This is a genomic window from uncultured Roseibium sp. (assembly GCF_947499295.1).
GTDB lineage: Bacteria > Pseudomonadota > Alphaproteobacteria > Rhizobiales > Stappiaceae > Roseibium.
Genome location: NZ_CANMNP010000013.1, coordinates 47344 through 65748 on the forward strand (window position 1 = coordinate 47344; position 18405 = coordinate 65748).

16 protein-coding genes, 1 tRNA gene and 1 pseudogene are annotated in these 18405 nt (G+C 54.6%); 9 read left to right on the forward strand and 9 right to left on the reverse strand.

What is annotated here, in order from left to right; all coding sequences use genetic code 11:
* The first annotated feature begins 63 nt into the window (after positions 1-63).
* From Q0835_RS19105 to Q0835_RS19125, 5 genes are all read left to right on the forward strand, one after another.
* Complete coding sequence (locus Q0835_RS19105) at positions 64-396, forward strand: metalloregulator ArsR/SmtB family transcription factor (protein WP_298963774.1); 333 nt, start codon at positions 64-66, stop codon at positions 394-396.
* On the forward strand, positions 389-1501 hold the full coding sequence (locus Q0835_RS19110; RefSeq protein WP_298963776.1) for a permease: 1113 nt from the start codon (positions 389-391) through the stop codon (positions 1499-1501). Before Q0835_RS19105 ends, Q0835_RS19110 begins: the two co-directional genes overlap by 8 nt.
* Positions 1502-1508: 7 nt before the next feature.
* Complete coding sequence (locus Q0835_RS19115; RefSeq protein ID WP_298963778.1) at positions 1509-2360, forward strand: transglutaminase-like domain-containing protein; 852 nt, start codon at positions 1509-1511, stop codon at positions 2358-2360.
* Between the two features lie 132 nt (positions 2361-2492).
* Positions 2493-3590 (forward strand): FAD-dependent oxidoreductase, encoded by a 1098-nt coding sequence (locus tag Q0835_RS19120; RefSeq protein WP_298963780.1) that lies wholly within the window; start codon positions 2493-2495, stop codon positions 3588-3590.
* A gap of 459 nt (positions 3591-4049) precedes the next feature.
* Positions 4050-6059, forward strand: a complete 2010-nt coding sequence (locus tag Q0835_RS19125; protein WP_298963782.1) for a HAMP domain-containing methyl-accepting chemotaxis protein — start codon at positions 4050-4052, stop codon at positions 6057-6059.
* A 102-nt stretch (positions 6060-6161) separates the two neighbouring features.
* On the opposite strand, the gene speE is transcribed toward Q0835_RS19125, so the two are convergent.
* Together speE and speD are read right to left on the reverse strand one after the other, a co-directional pair.
* Positions 6162-7034 (reverse strand): polyamine aminopropyltransferase, encoded by an 873-nt coding sequence (gene speE / locus Q0835_RS19130; RefSeq protein ID WP_298963784.1) that lies wholly within the window; start codon positions 7032-7034, stop codon positions 6162-6164.
* Complete coding sequence (gene speD, locus Q0835_RS19135) at positions 7031-7588, reverse strand: adenosylmethionine decarboxylase (RefSeq protein WP_298821778.1); 558 nt, start codon at positions 7586-7588, stop codon at positions 7031-7033. Before speD ends, speE begins: the two co-directional genes overlap by 4 nt.
* 183 nt (positions 7589-7771) lie before the next feature.
* Here speD and Q0835_RS19140 point away from each other — a divergent pair, with 183 nt between their 5' ends.
* Complete coding sequence (locus Q0835_RS19140) at positions 7772-8359, forward strand: GNAT family N-acetyltransferase (protein ID WP_298963786.1); 588 nt, start codon at positions 7772-7774, stop codon at positions 8357-8359.
* 117 nt (positions 8360-8476) lie between these two features.
* Here the strand turns inward: Q0835_RS19140 and Q0835_RS19145 are convergent, their stop codons facing one another.
* From Q0835_RS19145 to Q0835_RS19155, 5 genes and pseudogenes are all read right to left on the reverse strand, one after another.
* A complete protein-coding gene (locus Q0835_RS19145) occupies positions 8477-9580 on the reverse strand; it encodes a methyl-accepting chemotaxis protein (protein WP_366142372.1) in 1104 nt (367 codons plus the stop codon).
* Between the two features lie 12 nt (positions 9581-9592).
* Positions 9593-9763: pseudogene (locus Q0835_RS30370) on the reverse strand (PAS domain-containing protein); the annotation flags it as partial.
* Positions 9764-9799: 36 nt separating this feature from the next.
* A complete protein-coding gene (locus Q0835_RS30375; RefSeq protein ID WP_366142365.1) occupies positions 9800-9955 on the reverse strand; it encodes a hypothetical protein in 156 nt (51 codons plus the stop codon).
* Between the two features lie 555 nt (positions 9956-10510).
* Entirely contained in the window at positions 10511-11284 is a 774-nt protein-coding gene (locus Q0835_RS19150) for an SIMPL domain-containing protein (protein WP_298963787.1), read from the reverse strand.
* A 108-nt stretch (positions 11285-11392) separates the two neighbouring features.
* Positions 11393-12463 carry an AI-2E family transporter gene (locus Q0835_RS19155; RefSeq protein WP_298821786.1) on the reverse strand — a complete coding sequence of 357 codons (1071 nt, stop codon included), beginning with the start codon at positions 12461-12463 and terminating at the stop codon, positions 11393-11395.
* Positions 12464-12702: 239 nt separating this feature from the next.
* Here Q0835_RS19155 and Q0835_RS19160 point away from each other — a divergent pair.
* A tRNA-Ile gene (locus tag Q0835_RS19160) sits at positions 12703-12779 on the forward strand.
* A 115-nt stretch (positions 12780-12894) separates the two neighbouring features.
* Here the strand turns inward: Q0835_RS19160 and Q0835_RS19165 are convergent.
* Positions 12895-13770 (reverse strand): isocitrate lyase/phosphoenolpyruvate mutase family protein, encoded by an 876-nt coding sequence (locus Q0835_RS19165; protein ID WP_298963788.1) that lies wholly within the window; start codon positions 13768-13770, stop codon positions 12895-12897.
* A 103-nt stretch (positions 13771-13873) separates the two neighbouring features.
* Positions 13874-14545, reverse strand: coding sequence for an IclR family transcriptional regulator (locus Q0835_RS19170; RefSeq protein ID WP_298963789.1), 672 nt, complete (start codon positions 14543-14545; stop codon positions 13874-13876).
* A gap of 89 nt (positions 14546-14634) precedes the next feature.
* Here Q0835_RS19170 and acnA point away from each other — a divergent pair, with 89 nt between their 5' ends.
* Both acnA and Q0835_RS19180 read left to right on the forward strand, forming a co-directional pair.
* Complete coding sequence (gene acnA, locus Q0835_RS19175) at positions 14635-17214, forward strand: aconitate hydratase AcnA (RefSeq protein WP_298963790.1); 2580 nt, start codon at positions 14635-14637, stop codon at positions 17212-17214.
* Complete coding sequence (locus tag Q0835_RS19180) at positions 17214-18380, forward strand: PrpF domain-containing protein (RefSeq protein WP_298963791.1); 1167 nt, start codon at positions 17214-17216, stop codon at positions 18378-18380. Before acnA ends, Q0835_RS19180 begins: the two co-directional genes overlap by 1 nt.
* Positions 18381-18405 lie beyond the last annotated feature (25 nt).

The window sequence follows — 18405 nt, forward strand, 5'->3', positions numbered from 1 at the left end:
GTACCATTGACATGGCAGTAAAAACTATATAACTAGAAATATAGTTATATTGATGAGGTCGATATGGAACCGGAAGTTGTTGCACAAGGCTTTGCGGCGCTAGGCTCTGAAGCCCGGCTGCAGGTGGTTTTGACGCTGGTGAAAGCTGGGCAGAGCGGTTTGAGCGTGGGGGACATTCAGTCCCGGACAGGGATGGCCGCGTCAACTCTCGCGCATCACTTGAAGTTTCTGTCTTCCGCAGGATTGGTACTGCAGGAAAAAGACGGGCGCACAGTGATCAACCGTGCCGCCTTTGATCATCTGGAGAACCTTGCAGGTTACATTCTGAAGGAATGCTGCGCAGATGAAGCTGTTTGCGATCAGCCCCGCATGGCAAGGCGGGCGGCGAATGACTGATACTGCAAACAATCTTCAGGCGTCGCAAGACGCGGCAGAGGCAAGCTGTTGTCCCCCAAAAGCTGACAACAGCAAGGCGCTAATGTCTCAATGGACATGGAAATCCTTTCCCGGTCGAAACTACGTCCTATCGACCTGGATGATTGTGATCGCCGGTCCACTTCTGGTCTTGGTGTTTGACAGTGGCCAGTTTGTTCCGTTCGTCAGTTTTGCCGTTTCCGCCTTTGGTGGCACGTTGCCATATATTGCCTTCGCCGTTGCACTTATTGCATGGCTCAAGGCCGCCGGGGCCGAGGCCTATGTTGGACGGGCATTTGAGGGCCGCGAATCACAAGCCATTTTCCTGGCAGCTCTTTTCGGCGGGCTCGCGCCGTTTTGTTCCTGCGAAGTCATTCCATTTATTGCCGGATTGCTGGCGGTCGGTGCGCCGCTTTCCGCAATTATGGCGTTCTGGTTGTCATCGCCGCTGATTGATCCGCCAACGCTGCTTATCACCGCGGGTGCGCTCGGATGGTCTTTCGCCATCGGAAAGGCGGTGTTCGCGGTCACGCTCGGTCTGTTTGGCGGTTTTCTGGTGTCGGTGTTGTTGAAAATGGGTGTCTTTGCCAGCCCGGTGAAATCCGGTTCCATGGCGGGTGGCTGCGGCTGCGGTGCTTCGCCCTTGACTGGCCGCCCGGTGTGGCGGTTCTGGGGGGAGACGGAGCGCCGGCAAAAATTCGCGGACGAGCTCAAGAACAATGCCCTTTTCCTGATCAAGTGGCTTGCACTTGCCTATGTGCTCGAGGCTGCGTTGGTCACCTATGTTCCAGCCGATCTGATTGCAGGTATCGTTGGAGGAACAGGACTTGGTTCTATCGTGATTTCGGCACTTGTCGGCATGCCCGCCTACCTGAACAGCTATGTGGCGCCACCATTGCTTGCCGGGCTGATGGATCAGGGCATGAGCGCGGGGGCGGCAATGGCTTTCATGATCGCCGGCGCTGTCAGTTCCATTCCGGCAATGGCAGCGGTCTGGTCGCTGGTCAAGCCTCCGGTCTTTGCAATGTATCTTGGGCTTGGATTTGTCGGAGCGGTTCTTTCAGGGCTTGTCTTTCAGCTTGTTTGAGGTCGCTATGCGAACACATGTCTCGATTGTTGTTGAACCACACCAGGATGCAACAAGGCAGTTGCTTGTCCCAACCGGACTGCCGACGCCGCACCAGATGCCAGTGCATTTCGATGTATCCGGAGCTACCTTCGCGCTAACGGGTGAAAACACGACCGGTCAGATGGCGGCGTTGGTGACACCTGTTGCTGGCCAAGTGGTCGAAATTCGTTATGTCTTTTCTGAAGCGGGACCGGGCTATCCGGACTCGATTTTTGTCCCGCATCGAAATCGCTTCACTATGGCGGCTGAGGCGCTGGTGTTCGATGCCATCAACATCTCGGAAGCTCAGCCTGATGAGCACACCGCGATCCAGGCCCTGGTCAATGCCGCGGCGGAGAAATTTCGATATGCGCACCCAAAGGTGCGGTTCAACGATGGTTGCGACGAGGTTCCCTATCTGGCGTGTGGAACGAGCGAGGGCTCCTGTGTTGACATCAACACCTACTTGATCGCCTCATTGAGAGCCGCAGGATTTGAGGCGGCCTATGTCACCGGTTATTTCTTCCCGAAAGAAAAGAGCGGTTGCTGCAGTGACATGCATTGCTGGGTTGTGACCCGGCATGACGGTGTCGTGCTGGAATGGGATATTGCCCATCATCTGAAGATGGGGACCCGGGACATCTGTTGTGGGCTCAATCCAAAACCAGGCGACCGGGTCGCGGTTGCGCATTCCATGGGGCTCACATTTCCCGAACTCGGTATTGAATGCGAAAAACTGATCGCAGAGCCAGCCTGGGTCAACCAGGCCGGTCATTTGGAAGCCGCTGAAGTGACGATCCGGCGCAAGATTGTCAGCGCTTCTGACAAATTTGCTTGATCGCCACAGTGATCGAGAGACAAAGCCTGACCAAAATCCTGTTGTGATTATGCCTGTGTGATTGGAGCAGAAGAGTTCTTGCGCCCTGGGCTTCGCCCGTTAGTCTGACAGAACAGATTTCAGGATTCTCTCATGACCATTCTCATTGTCGGGGCCGGAATTTCCGGTCTTTCCACCGCCTGGGCGCTGACGAAGCGCGGCGTGCCCGTGACCTTGCTGGAGCAGGGCTCAATTCCGAATCCGTTGTCGGCATCCGGCGACCAACACCGCATCATTCGGCGTGCCTATGGCGGGCAGGGGGGATATCAGCGCAGGATCGACGATGCTTATGCTGCCTGGGATGAGATGTGGCTCGATCTCGATGCCAAGCACTTGGTGGAAACAGGCTTCATGCTGCTCTCGCAGGAGCCGGGAGATGGCGGCGATGTCTATCGGGAAGGGCTCGTAGAAGGAGGGTATCCCTTCGAAGATTTGAGCCCCGAAGAAACGGCAGACCGCTTTCCTTTTGTTGATCCGACAACGATCCGCTTCGGCGCCTTGAGCGCGGAAGGTGGTGTATTGCTTTGCCAGAAAATCGCTGACGGCCTCAGAGACTGGTTGCGTAAGGCCGGTGCTGACTTGCGGGATAATACCAAGGTTCATGCTGTGGATGCGGAGGCAGGATCCGTGACGCTCGCCGATGGTAGTGTGCTGACTGGCGAGCACGTCATCGTAACAGCGGGCGCCTGGACACTGGGCCTGTTCCCGAAACTCGCGGCCCAATTGACTACGTATCGGACAGCCGTCGTTTACCTGACGCCCCCGGAAGACCTGCAAGAAGCATGGTCCCAGGCCCCGACAATTCTTGATCCGGGCGGCCCGATTGACGGATATGTTCTGCCACCGGTGCCCGGCACGGGTCTGAAATTCGGCGCAGGAATTCACAAATATCAGGCGGGGCCTGATCAGGACCGTGTTGCCTCCGCGGGTGAAGGCGAGACTTTGCGTAATCACTTTTCACCACCGTTTGCACGCATCGGGGAATACCGCGTCGATGATGTTGTCACCTGCGCCTATACCTTCACGGCCGATGAGCATTTTTTCGTGACTTCGCAGGAGAAGGCAACCGTTGTGTCGGCGTGTTCTGGGCACGGCTACAAGTTTGGTGCCGTCGTAGGGCAAAAAATTGCAGAAGGTGTCACTGGGGGAGACCTTGAGAGCACACGGAGGTGGCTGGAAGCGCGTGACTGAAGTTGTCGCGATGGCGCGGCAATGGGCCGTCAGGAAAGCGCTGCAGCAACTGCTCCGCCTTCAGCGGCGGACTATCGTATGCCGATCGAGTTTCGCGTCCTGCCGAGTGCATTTGACGTGATCCTGCGTACGTAATCGCGTCGATTCCGTTTTTGGATGTCGTAGATGCACAGCAATTGCTCAGTGCTTTACGGTCTGCACTTTTAAGTTGTTTCAAATAAAAACTCTCGCAAAATTCAATTGCTTCCTACGCCACACTAGCAAAACTGTAATCTTCAACAGTTTTGCTATCTAAATAGGTTGGCATTTGATCCAATAACATAACCGTGTTCTATCGCCTATTTAGAGTTTTAGTAAAATTTAACTAATGTAAGTAATATTTAAAGCAGATGTCGGGGAAGTAGTGCCCCGTGGAAGACATTTCTATTCAGATTTGTGGACTTGGCTCGGGGGGAGCTCATGAAACCATCAGGTCAATCTAAGTTTTCGTGGAACAGCAACAAAGGTTTTGGATTGCTGGGCCGACTGCGCATTGGAATGCGTATCAATCTGCTGGTGTTGCTTACACTCGTTGCGACCGGAGCTTTCGGCATCACGTATTTGGCCGGGCGAACGCTGACCGGACAGTCCTTGGACAACAAGGATCAATACGCAAAACTCTATGAACTCGTTCAGGCCGTCGAAATCGGCGCACTTCAAATGCGGCGGAGCGAAAAAGACTTCCTGTTGAGGCGCGATACCAAATATATCGGCAAGTACGATGCGGCAGTTGCGAAAGTCAATTCAGCGCTCACGGACATGGCTCAAATTGATGCCTCGGCCGCTGTTACGGAAAATGTCGCAAACCTAGAGAGTGACCTGGCCCGGCACGCTGCACAATTCCACAAGGTAGCCGCTCTTCATCAGACCATCGGGCTGAATGAAAAGGAAGGCCTTGAAGGCGAATTGAGGCAGGCCGTTCATCAGGTCGAGGAAAAACTTAAGTCCGCGGAAATGGACGCGCTGACCGTCAAGATGCTGATGATGCGCCGGCACGAAAAGGATTTCATGCTTCGCGGCAAGGAAAAATATATCGGGCGCATCGACAAAAGGCGGGAGGAGTATGACCTTCTGCTCAAGGAAGCTGCATTGCCTGCAGACCTGACGAGCGAACTCTCAAGCCTGATGGATGCATATCAGAGCGGTTTCAAGGCCTATGCCGAAACAGCGATGGTCCTCCAGCCGGAGACGAAACAGCTTAGTCAGATTTTTGCAGACATGCAGCCGGACTTTGCAAAGATCCAGGAAGTTTCCGCCAATGGTCAGCTCGCTGCGAACGAACACTTCAGTGCGACGATGCTCAATACGGATCGGACATTTTTGATCACAGGGGCAGGCATCCTGGCTTCTGTGATCTTCCTGGGACTTTTTATCGGTCGAAGCATCACGACACCCATAAATCAATTGAACAACTCGATGAAAGCGTTGGCGGAAGGCGATGTTGACGCGAATATTCCGCTAACCGGAACAAAGACGGAAATCGGCGAAATGGCCGATACCGTACAGATCTTCAAGACAACGTCCGTTGAACGGATTGCGCTCATGAGCGAAAGCGAAGCCGAGCAGCAAGCGCGTGCAGAGCGGCAGGGGAAAGTCGACGACCTCATTGCCGACTTCCGGCATACGGTTCTGGGTGTGCTTGATGCAGTCAACACAGAAAACAGAGAAATGGAAGTTGCTGCCGGCAGCCTGTCTTCAATCGCAACCCAGACAACGTCACAGGCGGACAGCGTTGCCAACGCCTCGAAAGATGCATCGACCAATGTTCAGGCGGTTGCAGTTGCAGCAGAAACTCTGTCTGAATCAATCGGCGAAATTTCCCGGCAGGTCAGCCAGACCAAGAACATAGTGGTCAAGGCGACCGATGCCACAATCGAGACGGACACAAAGATCGCCGGCCTTGCAGATTCTGCGGTCAAGATCGGTGAGGTCATCCTGTTGATTCAGGGGATCGCCGAACAGACCAACCTGCTTGCACTCAACGCGACCATCGAGGCCGCCCGTGCCGGTGAGGCAGGTAAGGGGTTCGCCGTGGTTGCTTCGGAAGTCAAGGAACTGGCAACACAGACGGCCAAGGCGACTGAGGCGATCTCCACGCAGATAACCGACATTCAGCGGGAGACCGAAAGTTCCGTCGACGCCATTCGCGGAATTGCCGAGACCATGCGTGAAGTGTCTTCAGCGACCGAGGCAATTTCGGCCGCCGTTGAAGAGCAAGGGGCATCGACCTCCGAGATTACCAACAATGTGCAATCGGCTGCCACTGGTTCCAGCGAAGTTTCTGAGAACATTGTCGGTGTTCGGCAGGCAGCTGACGAAAGCCAGGCCTCGGTGGAACGCGTGCTTGCGGCAGTCAACGGCGTGTCGGACAACTCCGAACAGCTCCGTCACGTGATCGATGAATTTCTTGGAGACGTTGCCGCGGCCTAGTCGCGCCGGCGCGCTCAAGAAAAGCGGACAATAAGTTCTAGGTTTTCCATTCGGGGGCGCGTCCAAACCGGGCTGCGCCCCCGAAATCTGTTCCGCAATGTGTCAGGCCTTTCTACGGCCTTCCTCAACGGCATCCAGAATGAATTTGGGCAAAGCAAAGGCCGCTGCATGGACCTCCGGCGTGTAGTAGCGGGTCTCAAAGCCGGCGGCCTTGAAACGCTCTTCAAGAACCGAAATGGCTTGACGGCGCAGGTCCTGATTGTCGGAAGCCCATCCAAGTGTCATGTGCCCGCCGAAATAGGTTGGAATTGCCGCAATATAGGCAGCTGCATCCTTGAAGATGCGCGAGAACCGCTCAACGCTGGTGACAAGTTCCTCTTTCTGAAGAAAGGGAACGCCGTTTTGCGTCACAAGTACGCCGCCAGGTGTCAGCATACGGTGAATGTTCCGGTAAAACTCTTCGGAAAAAAGAACGGCACCCGGGCCATGCGGGTCGGTGCTGTCAACGATGACCACGTCGAAACGGCGGTCCGTTTCCGCAGCGAATTTCATTCCGTCCGCAATGACGAGTTCAAAGCGAGTGTCTTCCAGAACGCCTTGGTTAAAGTCCGCGAAATGCTGCTTTGAGAACTCAACTACAGAGGCGTCGATTTCCACCTGGACCAGGCTTTCAACGCTTTTATGTTTGAGAACCTCCTCGGCAAGACCGCAATCCCCACCACCCACGATCAGAACGTTCCGGGCGGCACCATGAGCCAGGATCGGCACATGAGACATCATCTCGTGGTAGATGAATTCGTCCGCCGTGGTGACCTGGGTCACCCCGTCCAGCATGAGAACCTTGCCGAAGACAGGATTGGAAAAGAGCACCAGATCCTGGTGCTCTGTTTTTTCCTGATAGAGGATTTGCTTGCAGCTGTAGCTGACCTGAACCCCTGGATAAAGGGTCTCGTTGAAAATCAACCCGTCGCTCATTCCGCTGCTTCCAATGTGTGAGGCTTAGACAACAGATTGGCGACTTCGCGCCCGCGCAACAGCTCTGAGACTGCCGTTTTGCCGGGATTGAAAGCCCTGCGTAGAACCTCAACGCATTTTTCGGGTTGAGCATCGCCGCACATGAAGACGTCGAAAGCTGCGTATCCGGCTTCCGGCCAGGTATGGACCGAAATATGGCTTTCCGCGAGCACGGCAACACCTGAAACACCCGTCGGTTCGAACGGATGCAGATGGATGTGAAGCAGCGTTGCGCCGGCTTCATCAACACATGTCCGCAACGCTTCTTCAACATGTTGCAGATCGTCGAGCCGTTCGGCATCGTAAAGGTCAATTATCAAATGCGCACCAGCGCAGTGGACCCCTTGCTTCTCGATGAAGTGATCCAGGCGATCATCCGCATATACAGCGGTGGCCGCAGTCGAAACGTTTTCTTCCTTCTGGGTGGTGCTTCTTGGCTCGGCAACGCTCAACGCGTCTTCTTCTACACGAGCCGCCAAGTCCATCCCCAGTTCGAAGAGGGCGTTGCTTTCCATGTCGCTCTCCCAAACCAGCAGATGTACCCGGTGATTTTCCGGAGCGCACTCCTTACAGAAAACGCTGTTTAATCTCAATGGGGTATGTAAGATTTTTTTCCAAAAAACTGCAACGCAGCTATGACTTGACTGCGTATCTGACAAAATCAAAGCAAATCGTTTCGTCAAATGAGAGACTTAGCCGTGACCCTGAAAATTCGAAGTCTGACCGGTAACGACCTGAAAGACGCCCTCGATGCGCTTGCCGATCTGCGAATTTCGGTCTTTCGCGATTGGCCGTATCTTTATGACGGTTCTCTGGAATTTGAAGCTCGGTATTTGCACCGTTACGGTGAAACAGGCGGCGCTGTTATCGTCGGTGCCTATGATGGCAGCAAACTTGTCGGAGCCGCAACGGGCGAACCTCTTGGCGATGAACTCCATGAATTCCGTGCTCCATTGGAGGAACGTGGATATGATGTTGCCAGGATCTTTTACTTGGCGGAATCTGTGCTGGACCCGCGTTATCGAGGGCAGGGGATCGGACATCGATTTTTTGATGAACGCGAAGCGCATGCGCGCCGGCTTGGTTTTTCAGAGGCCGTATTTTGCGCCGTAATCCGCCCGGACGACCATCCCATGAAACCGGCGGACTATCGTCCACTCGGTCCATTCTGGCGCAAACGTGGATATCAAAAACTCGACGGTGTTCAGGTGCGATTTCCCTGGCAGGACCTTGGTGATGAAAAGGAAACTGAAAAACCGATGCAGGTTTGGTTCCGCACGCTTTGATTGCCATTTCAATACGGCAGTCCTTGTGAACAAAGGCAGGTGGCCTTCAATTCCGATGCCATCGCATTGAGTCTGTATTGCAGTTGCTTTCCAGTGTTTCGCAGCGAACCTGGTTGTTTACATGATCGAGCGGGATGCATCGCGAACGTTTTGTGTCGCAGCGTTGATCTGTGCGGTAGCTGCGGAAATGCTTTGCATGTTGTTCGTGATGAGCTCGACACCCTGAGCTGCCGAATGCATGTTCGACGATATGTCATTGGTGACAGTGTTCTGCTCTTCAACCGCCGTTGAGATGCTTGTTGCGATCTCGCCAATCTTTCGGATCACCGACATGATTGCTTCAATTGCATCGACGGCCTGTCCCGTCGTCTGCTGGACAGAATTGACTTGTGCAGAAATTTCTTCCGTCGCCTTGCTGGTCTGCGATGCAAGGCTTTTGACCTCAGATGCAACAACGGCAAAACCCTTGCCGGCTTCACCAGCTCTGGCAGCTTCGATTGTCGCATTGAGAGCCAGAAGATTGGTCTGGTCGGCAATGCCGTCGATCAGTTCGATAACCGAGCCAATCGTCTTGGCATCTTCAGATAGGCCCGACATGATTTCACTTGACTGTTCCGCCTGATTGACTGCGCTTTCGGAAACCTCAAGGGCAGTTTGCACCTGGCGGCTGATTTCCTGGATGGAGGCAACCAGTTCTTCGGCTGTTGCCGCGACAGTCTGAACGCTGGAGGATGTCTGCTGAGATGCGGATGCCGAATTCGTTGCCTGCTCGGCGGCTTCCGAAATCGAATTGCCGATCTCCGTGAGGTCCACATCTATTTTCTGTTGGATATCAGCGCGGCGCTCGCGTTCCTGCACCTGTGCGGTGATGTCGGTAGCAAACTTCACCACCTTGAATGGACGCCCTGCTGCGTCAAGGATCGGGTTATAGGTGGCCTGTATCCAGATTTCGCGGCCGCCCTTGGCAAAGCGTTTGAACTCACCCGCCTTGAACTGACCCGTGCCCAATTCTTCCCAGAAGGTCGCGTATTCGGAGCTTCGGCGATACTCCGGATCGACGAAGATGGAATGATGCTGGCCTACAATTTCATCCAGAGTGTATCCGACGGCCCCTGTGAAATTGTCATTTGCATCCGTGATAGTGCCATCGAGTTCGAAGTGGATGACCGCCTGCGAGCGATTGATCGCATCAACCTGTCCTTCGAAATCTGCGCTGCGCACCTTCCGTGTTGTGATGTCGGATGCGATCTTGACGACTTTCACAACCTTGCCAGCACGATTGAAGACCGGGTTATAGGCGGCCTGGATCCAGACCTCGTTGCCGCCTTTGTCGTAGCGCAGAAATTCTTCTGACTTGAATTCGCCCTTGGCAAGGTCTTGCCAGAAGTCGTGGTATTCCTGGCTGTCGGCAAAATCTGGATCAACAAAGAGACGATGGTGTTAGCCCTGAACTTCAGTCAGCGCGTATCCCATTGCGTCCAGGAAGTTCTGGTTCGCTGTCAAAATTGTGCCGTCCGGCCGGAATTCGATCATGGCCTGTGACCGGCTGAACGCGTTCAGAACAGGCTGAGCTGAGCTCCAATTGACGATCGACATGCGAATCCCCTTACGCAGATGACGTTTCAGCAATTTCGCTAAGATTGAAGGAAAAAAAATAAAAACATATTAATACGCAGACTATCTTCCGATAGATCACATGAAGCAAAATAAATTTTGGAGATGTAAGCGATTTTACTTAATGCAACTTTAGATTTAGTCTTTAGATCTATTCATTTCTTGTCGCGATGACTAGAAATTCTAAAGCATATATTTCTTCGTTGGCCGAGTGTGATTGAGAAAAATTACCACAATTCAGGAGTGTTATTGTTTGTTTGTGATCTGACCGTGGCTTGCACGACGTTGTGCTAAGCATTGTCAAAGAAAACCTGACTTGGATTTGTCGCCGGAATTGAATGCGGCTTTCCGAATATTGAAAAATTGGCGTTATTTTTCAATATTCGGCTCGACCTCTCAGAGGTCGATCTGCCGAATACATGCGTTTTTTTTTAAAAATTTGAGCGCGCTGGTAGCAGGTTCTTCACCGCTGATTTGGTCTCAAGTGCTCTTGTAAGATCCAAGTCAGCGGTGAAAGAGGATTGCTTCAGGCTGGTCTCAATTGCCCGCCTCTGTGTCGATCTCCCAGCGAATGGTGACATCGGCGCTGATGGTGGTTTCACCCGCTTCGATCGGAACTGCAGCTGAGGCCATCATACTTTCTGCCCGCATCATCAAAGGTTGCGGCATCTGGGTAGAGGTTTCGGTGATGAACAGAATATTGCCAAGTCCAACGCCGGCAGCAGCAGCAAAAATCTCAGCCTTGTGTCGCGCATTTTCAACCGCCTTCTTGCGGGCCTCATCGAGCTTTTCATTCGGGTCGCTCACTTCGAACCGAATGCTATCGACTGAATTCGCGCCATTTTCAACCACAAGCGTCAGCAGGCCACCCAGTTTGGCCAAATCGCGAACGTTGACCTCGACACCGTTGCGGATTTCATATCCGATGATATTCGGCTGGCGTCCCGAGCTGCTGTTGGACTGCTCGTAACGCGGGTAGATACCAAATCCCCGGGTCTGGATGTCCTTTGCTTCAATACCCTGGTTTTTAATGGCGTCGATAACCTTGCTGATGGCGGAAGAGTTTTCAGCCAAGGCGTCTTCGGCTGTTTTGGCCGTTGTGACCACGTTCGCGGTGATGACCGCCATGTCGGGTGCCACCGCGACGGAGCCGCGACCCTGCATGGTGATATTGCCGGTTTGAACGGCATGAGCTTCCTCAGCAGAAGCGGAGCTGGATGCGAGCGGTGCCACGACGAGCATCGTTGCGAGCACCAGCTCGCGGAAGAAAGATACAGACCGGCGAGAGGCCGGTATTAAAAGGGAGGTCATGAAAAAGTGTCCTTTCTGAAACATCCGATTGGCGGCGATATGGCTCTTTATTGCGGCCTGGATGAGGCTAACCGGTTCATGTTCCATTCATTCTCATAACGGGCGCAGTCAGCTTCGCCTGCTTGAGGCCTCACCTTCCGCAAAGCCGACTTCACCAGTTTCCGACAAAAGCACGGCAATCGGTCGGGACGCTTCGAACCGCGCGCACACAATAACGATCATGACTGTGAGCGGAACACACAGGACCATCCCGACAACGCCCCAGATGGCACCCCAGAACGCGAGGGACAGCATGATGACCAGGCCCGACAGGTTGAGGTTGGAACCCATAAGTTTGGGTTCTACCAGATTGCCGACGGCGAACTGGATCAGTCCCAGACCGGTCGCAATGGCAAAGAAGGGCGCTAGAGTGTCGTAGTAGACGACCGCCAGCAAACTGGGAAAGATCACACCGATCAGTGATCCAATGGTTGGAATGTAGTTCAACAGGAAGGCGATGAAACCGAACAGCGCCGCATAGGGCAGACCAATGGCCAACAGTACCAGGCTGGTCAGGACGCCGGTTGCCACTGACACAGCCGTCTTGATCGAAAAATAGTGCATGATCGAGCGGTTGATCTCGGCCCGGATGGCAAACGCTGCCTGAGCCTTTTCCGGATCTGAAAAGAGCCGTTCAAATTTGCGGTCGAAGGTCGATTGCTCCAGCACAAGAAACAACACGTAGATGAAAACCAGGCTGGCCGAACCGGCGATGGTCGTCACCAAACTGGCTCCTGCCGTTACCATGCGAGGAACGACGGACTCCGGTAGCAGGTCTTTCAGCTCGATCGGATCATTGAGGTGAAATAGCGAGGAAGCCTGATCAAACAGTTCCTCAAGGCGTCTTTGATAGGTCGGTGCGTCTTGAGCCAACTGGGTCAGGTTGACCGTGACAATGTCGAGAACAAACGTGCTGACAGCGAAAATCGACAGAAGGGACAGGGTAAAGGTCACAAACCCGGGCAAGCGCCACCGGCCAATCGGTATCAGCTGAAAGACGTGGGACAATGAATTGATCATGTACCAAACGATCAGGGCGATGACGAATGGCAAAACCAGCGACCGGCCGACAACGAGCAGCCAGCCGATCATAAGGACCAGGAAAACACTTAAGGTAACGGACAGGAGCGGGGATCGCATGGCAGCTCCGCGAAAAGGATTCGGATAGACATTTTCTGGATGTCATTTAGACCCGAAGCAGCTCCTGAACGGAACCAGTTTTTGCTTGGGGACCGGGTCCTGGCAAAAATCCGTGATCGCAAAACCCGATTTCCCAGAGCTTTTGCATCATGTCTGCGCAAAGCCCTTGCCCGATAAAATGGCCGTGGTATAGGGAAGATCCGCATCGGCCGCCGCAAGCGCGAACCGGCAGGTGCTGTGGGCCTGTAGCTCAATTGGTTAGAGCCGTCCGCTCATAACGGATTGGTTGGGGGTTCGAGTCCCTCCGGGCCCACCATTTTTCTGTGATATTTGAACGCAGATGCGCTGCCGGGCCAGGCTATTCGACGTCAGACTGTTTGCTTGATGATGGAAAAAAATCGGATTCGATCAACCTGGTGCCAGTTGGCAGATTAGTCTGTCGAGTACTTTTTCTCCAATTCATCATAGTAACTCTTTCTGACGGCATCCTGGCGAACTTCGAAACTGGCGACCGGTCCGCTTTCGTCCATCCGGCCGTCGGTTTTCAGCATCGAAAGTGCATCGTGCATGCCTTTCAAGGCACCTTGCAGCGCAACATTTGCATATAGGACCAATCCGAAACCCATTTGGTCCAACTCGTCGAAATCGATAATCGGTGTCTTTCCACCAACAACGAGATTGATCAATTGTGGAGTACCGGACAGCCGGCGGGGAATGTCACGAATGTTCTGCAGATCCTTGGGAGCCTCAATAAAAGTGATATCGGCGCCGTCTTCAATGAAGGCTTCAGCTCGCTCAATAGCGGCGTCAAAGCCATGCGTCGCGCAGGCATCCGTGCGCGCGACAATCATAAAATTGGAATCCAGACGCGCATCGGCGGCAGCCTTGATCCTGCTGCGGGCCTCGCTCAGGTCAACGACGTCCTTGCCTGAAAAATGACCGCATCGTTTTGGATTGACCTGGTCCTCAAGCTGGATTGCGCTGGCTCCAGCGCGTTCAAGTGTGCGGACAGTGTGGTTCACGTTGAGGGCATTCCCGAAGCCGGTGTCTGCATCGACGACAATCGGCAATTCGGTCGTATTGCGGATGGTGGCCGTGTGCTGCGCAATTTCCGGGAGGGAGATGAAGCCGAGATCCGGCATGCCGAGATAGGTGTTGGTGAGACCGGCCCCTGAAATATAGACCGCTTCAAAACCGAGACGGTCGATCACGCTCGCTGCCAACGCATTTGCGGCGCCGGGCATCAAAATGGCGCCGCCCTTGTTCATGCGCTGCCGAAACGCCTTGTTGATTTCATGGTTCATCATTGCAGCGCACTCCGGTTAAAGGAACATGGGCATTGGCGTACTGTGCGCGTTGAGACAAAGCAAGCTGCGCTCTCATGCGTTCTGTCAGATGAAATGGTGAGTGTCAGTTGGCTGTCAGGCTTTTCGCGAGACTTTCCAAAAGCGGAATTGCCTTGGCACGTGCCCCCTCATCAAACCGTGTGGCGAGACCAGACACAGTGAGCGCTCCGGCAAGCTCCCTGGAGCCCGTGAAGACAGGCGTCGATATTGAAGAAATATTGGGGTTGGTTTGTCCGGCCGCACTCACCGTGCCATTTTCGTTGAACGGGGAAAGGTCGCCGACGTCTTCTCCGGAAAACCGGCGGAGCACGAGGCCGGATGCGCCTGTCGAGAGCCGCAGGCGCATGCCTTCTTCGACATGGAATCGAAGCAGGTTTGGGGAATTTTCCCTGTACAAACAAACACGCTCATTGCCTGCACGCACATAAAAGGACGCGGTTTCACCTGTTGCTTCAGCGAGAATTTTTAAAGACGGAGCCACGTGCTCACGCCGGGTGAAGTCACGGCGGAAAATCAGACCAAGGCGCCAAACGCTCGGTCCGACGCTGAAGCTGCCATCTTCGTTGCGCTGCATGAAGCCATAAATGCGCATCGAGTTGGTGAGACGCAGGATCGTGCTCTTGTGAAGACCCGTTTCCTCGGCGATTTCCGCAAGTGTCATGGTTGGTTTTTGCGTTGAGAATGCGCTCAGGATCGACAGCGCGCGCTCAACGGATTCTGTGCGATTGGCAGTCATGGCCGTTCTGTCTGGTGAAACGCAGTCCGGTTCAACTTGCAGCATCCGGGCAAGACTGTCTAGCCTAGCTCCAATTCAGGAGAGGTAAAGTGCGCTACCATCAAATCGCCCAGACAAACTTTCGGGCCGCGGATTATTGCGGCCTTCTCGGAGGAGGCTTTCGCAGCCTGCCTTATTCTCTGCGCCTCTTGGCCGAGAACGCGGCCCGCCATTCGATAGACGGTGCTGCAGCGCTGGATGTTCTGGCCCGTAAGGGAGACGCTGTTCCCTTCCGGCCAGCACGCCTTTTGCTGCACGATATGCTGGGGATCCCGGCGCTTATCGATATCATGGCCATGCGCAATCTCCTGGAAGAGCAAGGCGGCGATCCGGGCACTGTCGACATGAGCCTACCGGTTGATCTCGTGATCGATCACTCCATGTCGATCAATCACTGGGCCGACAGATTTGCTCTGCAGAAGAACATGGATCGCGAGTTTGAAGTCAATCGCGAACGATTTGCGTTTCTGAAGGCCTGTGAAACACGATTTCCCCGTCTGCGCGTCATTCCGCCAGGAGGCGGTATCTGCCATCAGGTCAATCTTGAGTATCTCGGCCAAACCGTTTTGCCGTCTCAAGATGAGGCCGATCTTCTGGTGCCCGACGCCAGTCTTGGCACGGACAGCCATACTCCGATGATCAATGCGCTCGGTGTCATGGGTTGGGGGATAGGTGGACTGGAAGCAGAAGCCATTCTCATTGGGGAAACAACTCCGGTTAACGTGCCGCGGGTGATTGGATTGGAAGTTTCCGGCGCGCCGTCCGGCGACATCACCGCGACCGATATTGCTCTGGTCGTTGCCGAAAAACTCCGGGCAATCGGTGTTGTGGACACCTTCGTTGAACTTTTCGGTTCCGGGTACCGCGCCTTGAGCGTTGCGGACAGGGCAACGATTGCGAACATGGCGCCCGAATATGGTTCGACCATGGTCTTTTGTCCGGTTGACGAGCGCACTATCGGCTATCTGAACGACACGGGGCGCAATGAAAGCGCTGCACGCTCGGAAGCATATTGCCGGACACAAAATCTTTGGCTGGAAGGCGTCGATAGCGCTGTCGATTATGACGAAGTTGTCGAGCTTGATCTGAGCAAAATCGGGCGTTCGGTTTCCGGCCCGTCGAGACCTGAACAGAGGATCGATTTGTCGGACGCGACCGAGAGGCTGAAACTGAAGGATGAAACCGAGCGCCGGGTTCAGGTCGAAGGGCAAGCGCATGACATCGGCGATGGGGATGTGATCATAGCGGCAATCACCAGCTGCACCAATACGGCAAACCCTCGCAACATGGTTACGGCCGGTTTGATGGCGCGCAATGCGGTTGCCAAGGGATTGCAAGTCCCTCCGCATGTCAAAACCTCTCTGGCGCCGGGATCCCGTGTGGTTGCGAAGTACCTCCAGGAGAGTGGACTGCAAAGCCCGCTGGATTCGCTTGGCTTCGAGGTCGCCGCATTTTCATGTTCGACCTGCAACGGCATGTCGGGGCCACTGCATCCTGCGCATGAAGCGACGATCAAAGCGCATGATGTGCAGGGAATTGCCGTTTTGTCGGGAAACCGCAATTTTGCCGGGCGGATCCACCCGCTTGCGTCCCGCAACATGATCGCTTCGCCACCACTGGTCGTGGCCTACGCCTTGATGGGCACGATCCTGAAAGACATTACATCGGAACCGCTGGGCAGTGACCAGAACGGCGATCCGGTTATGCTGACGGACCTTTGGCCCAGCGTCGATGAAGTGACAAAGATTGTCGAGACGTTCGTGACACCGGACGAATTCAACAAAAACTACGCCGCAATCAATGATGTGAATGCTGAATGGAACGCACTTGAGACAGATGCCGGCACCTATGACTGGGTTCCGTCGACTTATGTTTCCTTTCCGCCTTTCGTTCGCGAAATCGAGCGTGAAGCGTCACCGGTTGGCCCCATTACAGGCCTTCGACCTCTGGTCATTTTGGGCGACAGTGTCACGACGGATCACATATCGCCATCGGGTATCATCACTCCGGAATCTGAAGCCGGTCAGTTCCTTCAAGAAAAAGGTGTCGCTCCACGCGACTTCAATTCCTTCGGCACCCGACGCGGAAGTTCCGACGTTGTTGTGCGTTCGACCTTTGCCAATTACAGGCTGCGCAATGAAATGACACCCGACAAGGAAGGATCCTGGGCACGCATTGAACCAGAGGCCGAAGTCACCTCGGTATTCAAAGCGATCCAGACCTATCTCAAGCGAGACCAGAAGCTTGTTGTCATCGGGGGCAGGGAATATGGTTGCGGCTCTTCAAGAGACACAGCTGCAAAAGCGCCCTGGCTAGCCGGTGTCCGCGCCGTGATCGTTGAGAGTTTCGAGAGGATCCACCGGTCAAACCTGGTCAACATGGGCATCGCCCCATTGTGTTTTCCGGAAGGTGTCACGCGCAAGACGCTGGGTCTTGATGGCAGTGAAACTTATGACATTGCGTTCAATGAAGATCTCACTGGAGCAACGCTGTCAATCAATCGCAAGGATGGCAGCGTCGAAACAACCCCTCTGGATTTGCGGCTCTACAATGACGGCGAGCGTGCAACGTTTGCTGCAGGTGGACTTTTGCCACGCGCATTCCGGACATTCCTTGCAGGAGCAGCCTGATGCAGAACCGGTTACGAGCTGCCTTCTACAGGGGAGGGACCTCCAAGGCGGTGGTTTTCAACGCTTCGGATTTGCCGGCAGATCGTTCCTTTTGCGACCGGATTTTTCTGCATGTACTTGGCAGCCCGGACGCTTATGGCCGTCAACTCAACGGCATGGGCGGTGGTTTATCCTCGCTTTCCAAGGCTGTGATCATTGGGCCATCGGATCGCGATGACGCCGATGTCGACTACACGTTCGTTCAGATCGCCGTCGACGAACCTTTGGCAGATTACGGCTCGGCCTGCGGGAACATGGCCTCGTGCGTCGGTCCATTCGCTGTTGACGAAGGCTTGGTTCAGCTTGTGCCTGGCCAATCTGAAGCTCTCGTCAGGATCTATGACACCAATACCGACCGGCTTTATCATTCAAGGTTTCCGGTCCGGGAAGGAAAAGCGGTTGAAGAGGGCGATGTTGCGATCCCGGGTGTGTCGGGAACGGGCGCTCCGGTCGTGCTCGACTTTCTGACCCCTGGAGGGGCCGCAACGGGAAAACTGCTTCCAAGCGGGAAAGCGCTGGATGAAATCAACGTGGCTGGTATCGGCACGATTGCGATTTCGTTGATCGATGCTGCCAATGCGGTTGTCTATGCGCGCGCGTCCGACCTGGGAGCGTCAGCGGCGGATCTGCCCGCACAGCTCGATGCGGATACAAAGCTGATGGCAAAGCTTGAAGACGTGCGCTCAGCAGGCGCCATCGCAATGGGCATGGCAGTGACCGCAGACAAGGTCAAACGCTCAACCCCGAAGGTCGCTATTGTGGGTGGCCCTTGCCAATTCACTTCGCTTGATGGAGCGACGCACGGGCCGGAAACGCATGATATCAATGTGAGACTGGTGTCGATGGGCAATTTTCATCGAGCGATTACACTCACCGGAGGCATGTGTACCGCAGTTGCTGCGCAGGTTCCGGGGTCCCTGGTTCAGGATATTGCGCGCATCGGCGGGAAGGACCTCAGGATTGGAACCCCTTCCGGTGTCTTGATCGTAACGGCGGACGTCAGGTCCGGCAATCATGGGCCTGAAGCGGTGACCGCCGGGACCTATCGGACCCAAAGGCGCATCATGGAAGGTTCCGTCCTTTATCCGGCAAACTTACAAGAGCCGCAGGAAGGAACGAGGCTCTGACAGTCTTTCCGGCCTGCGATCTCAG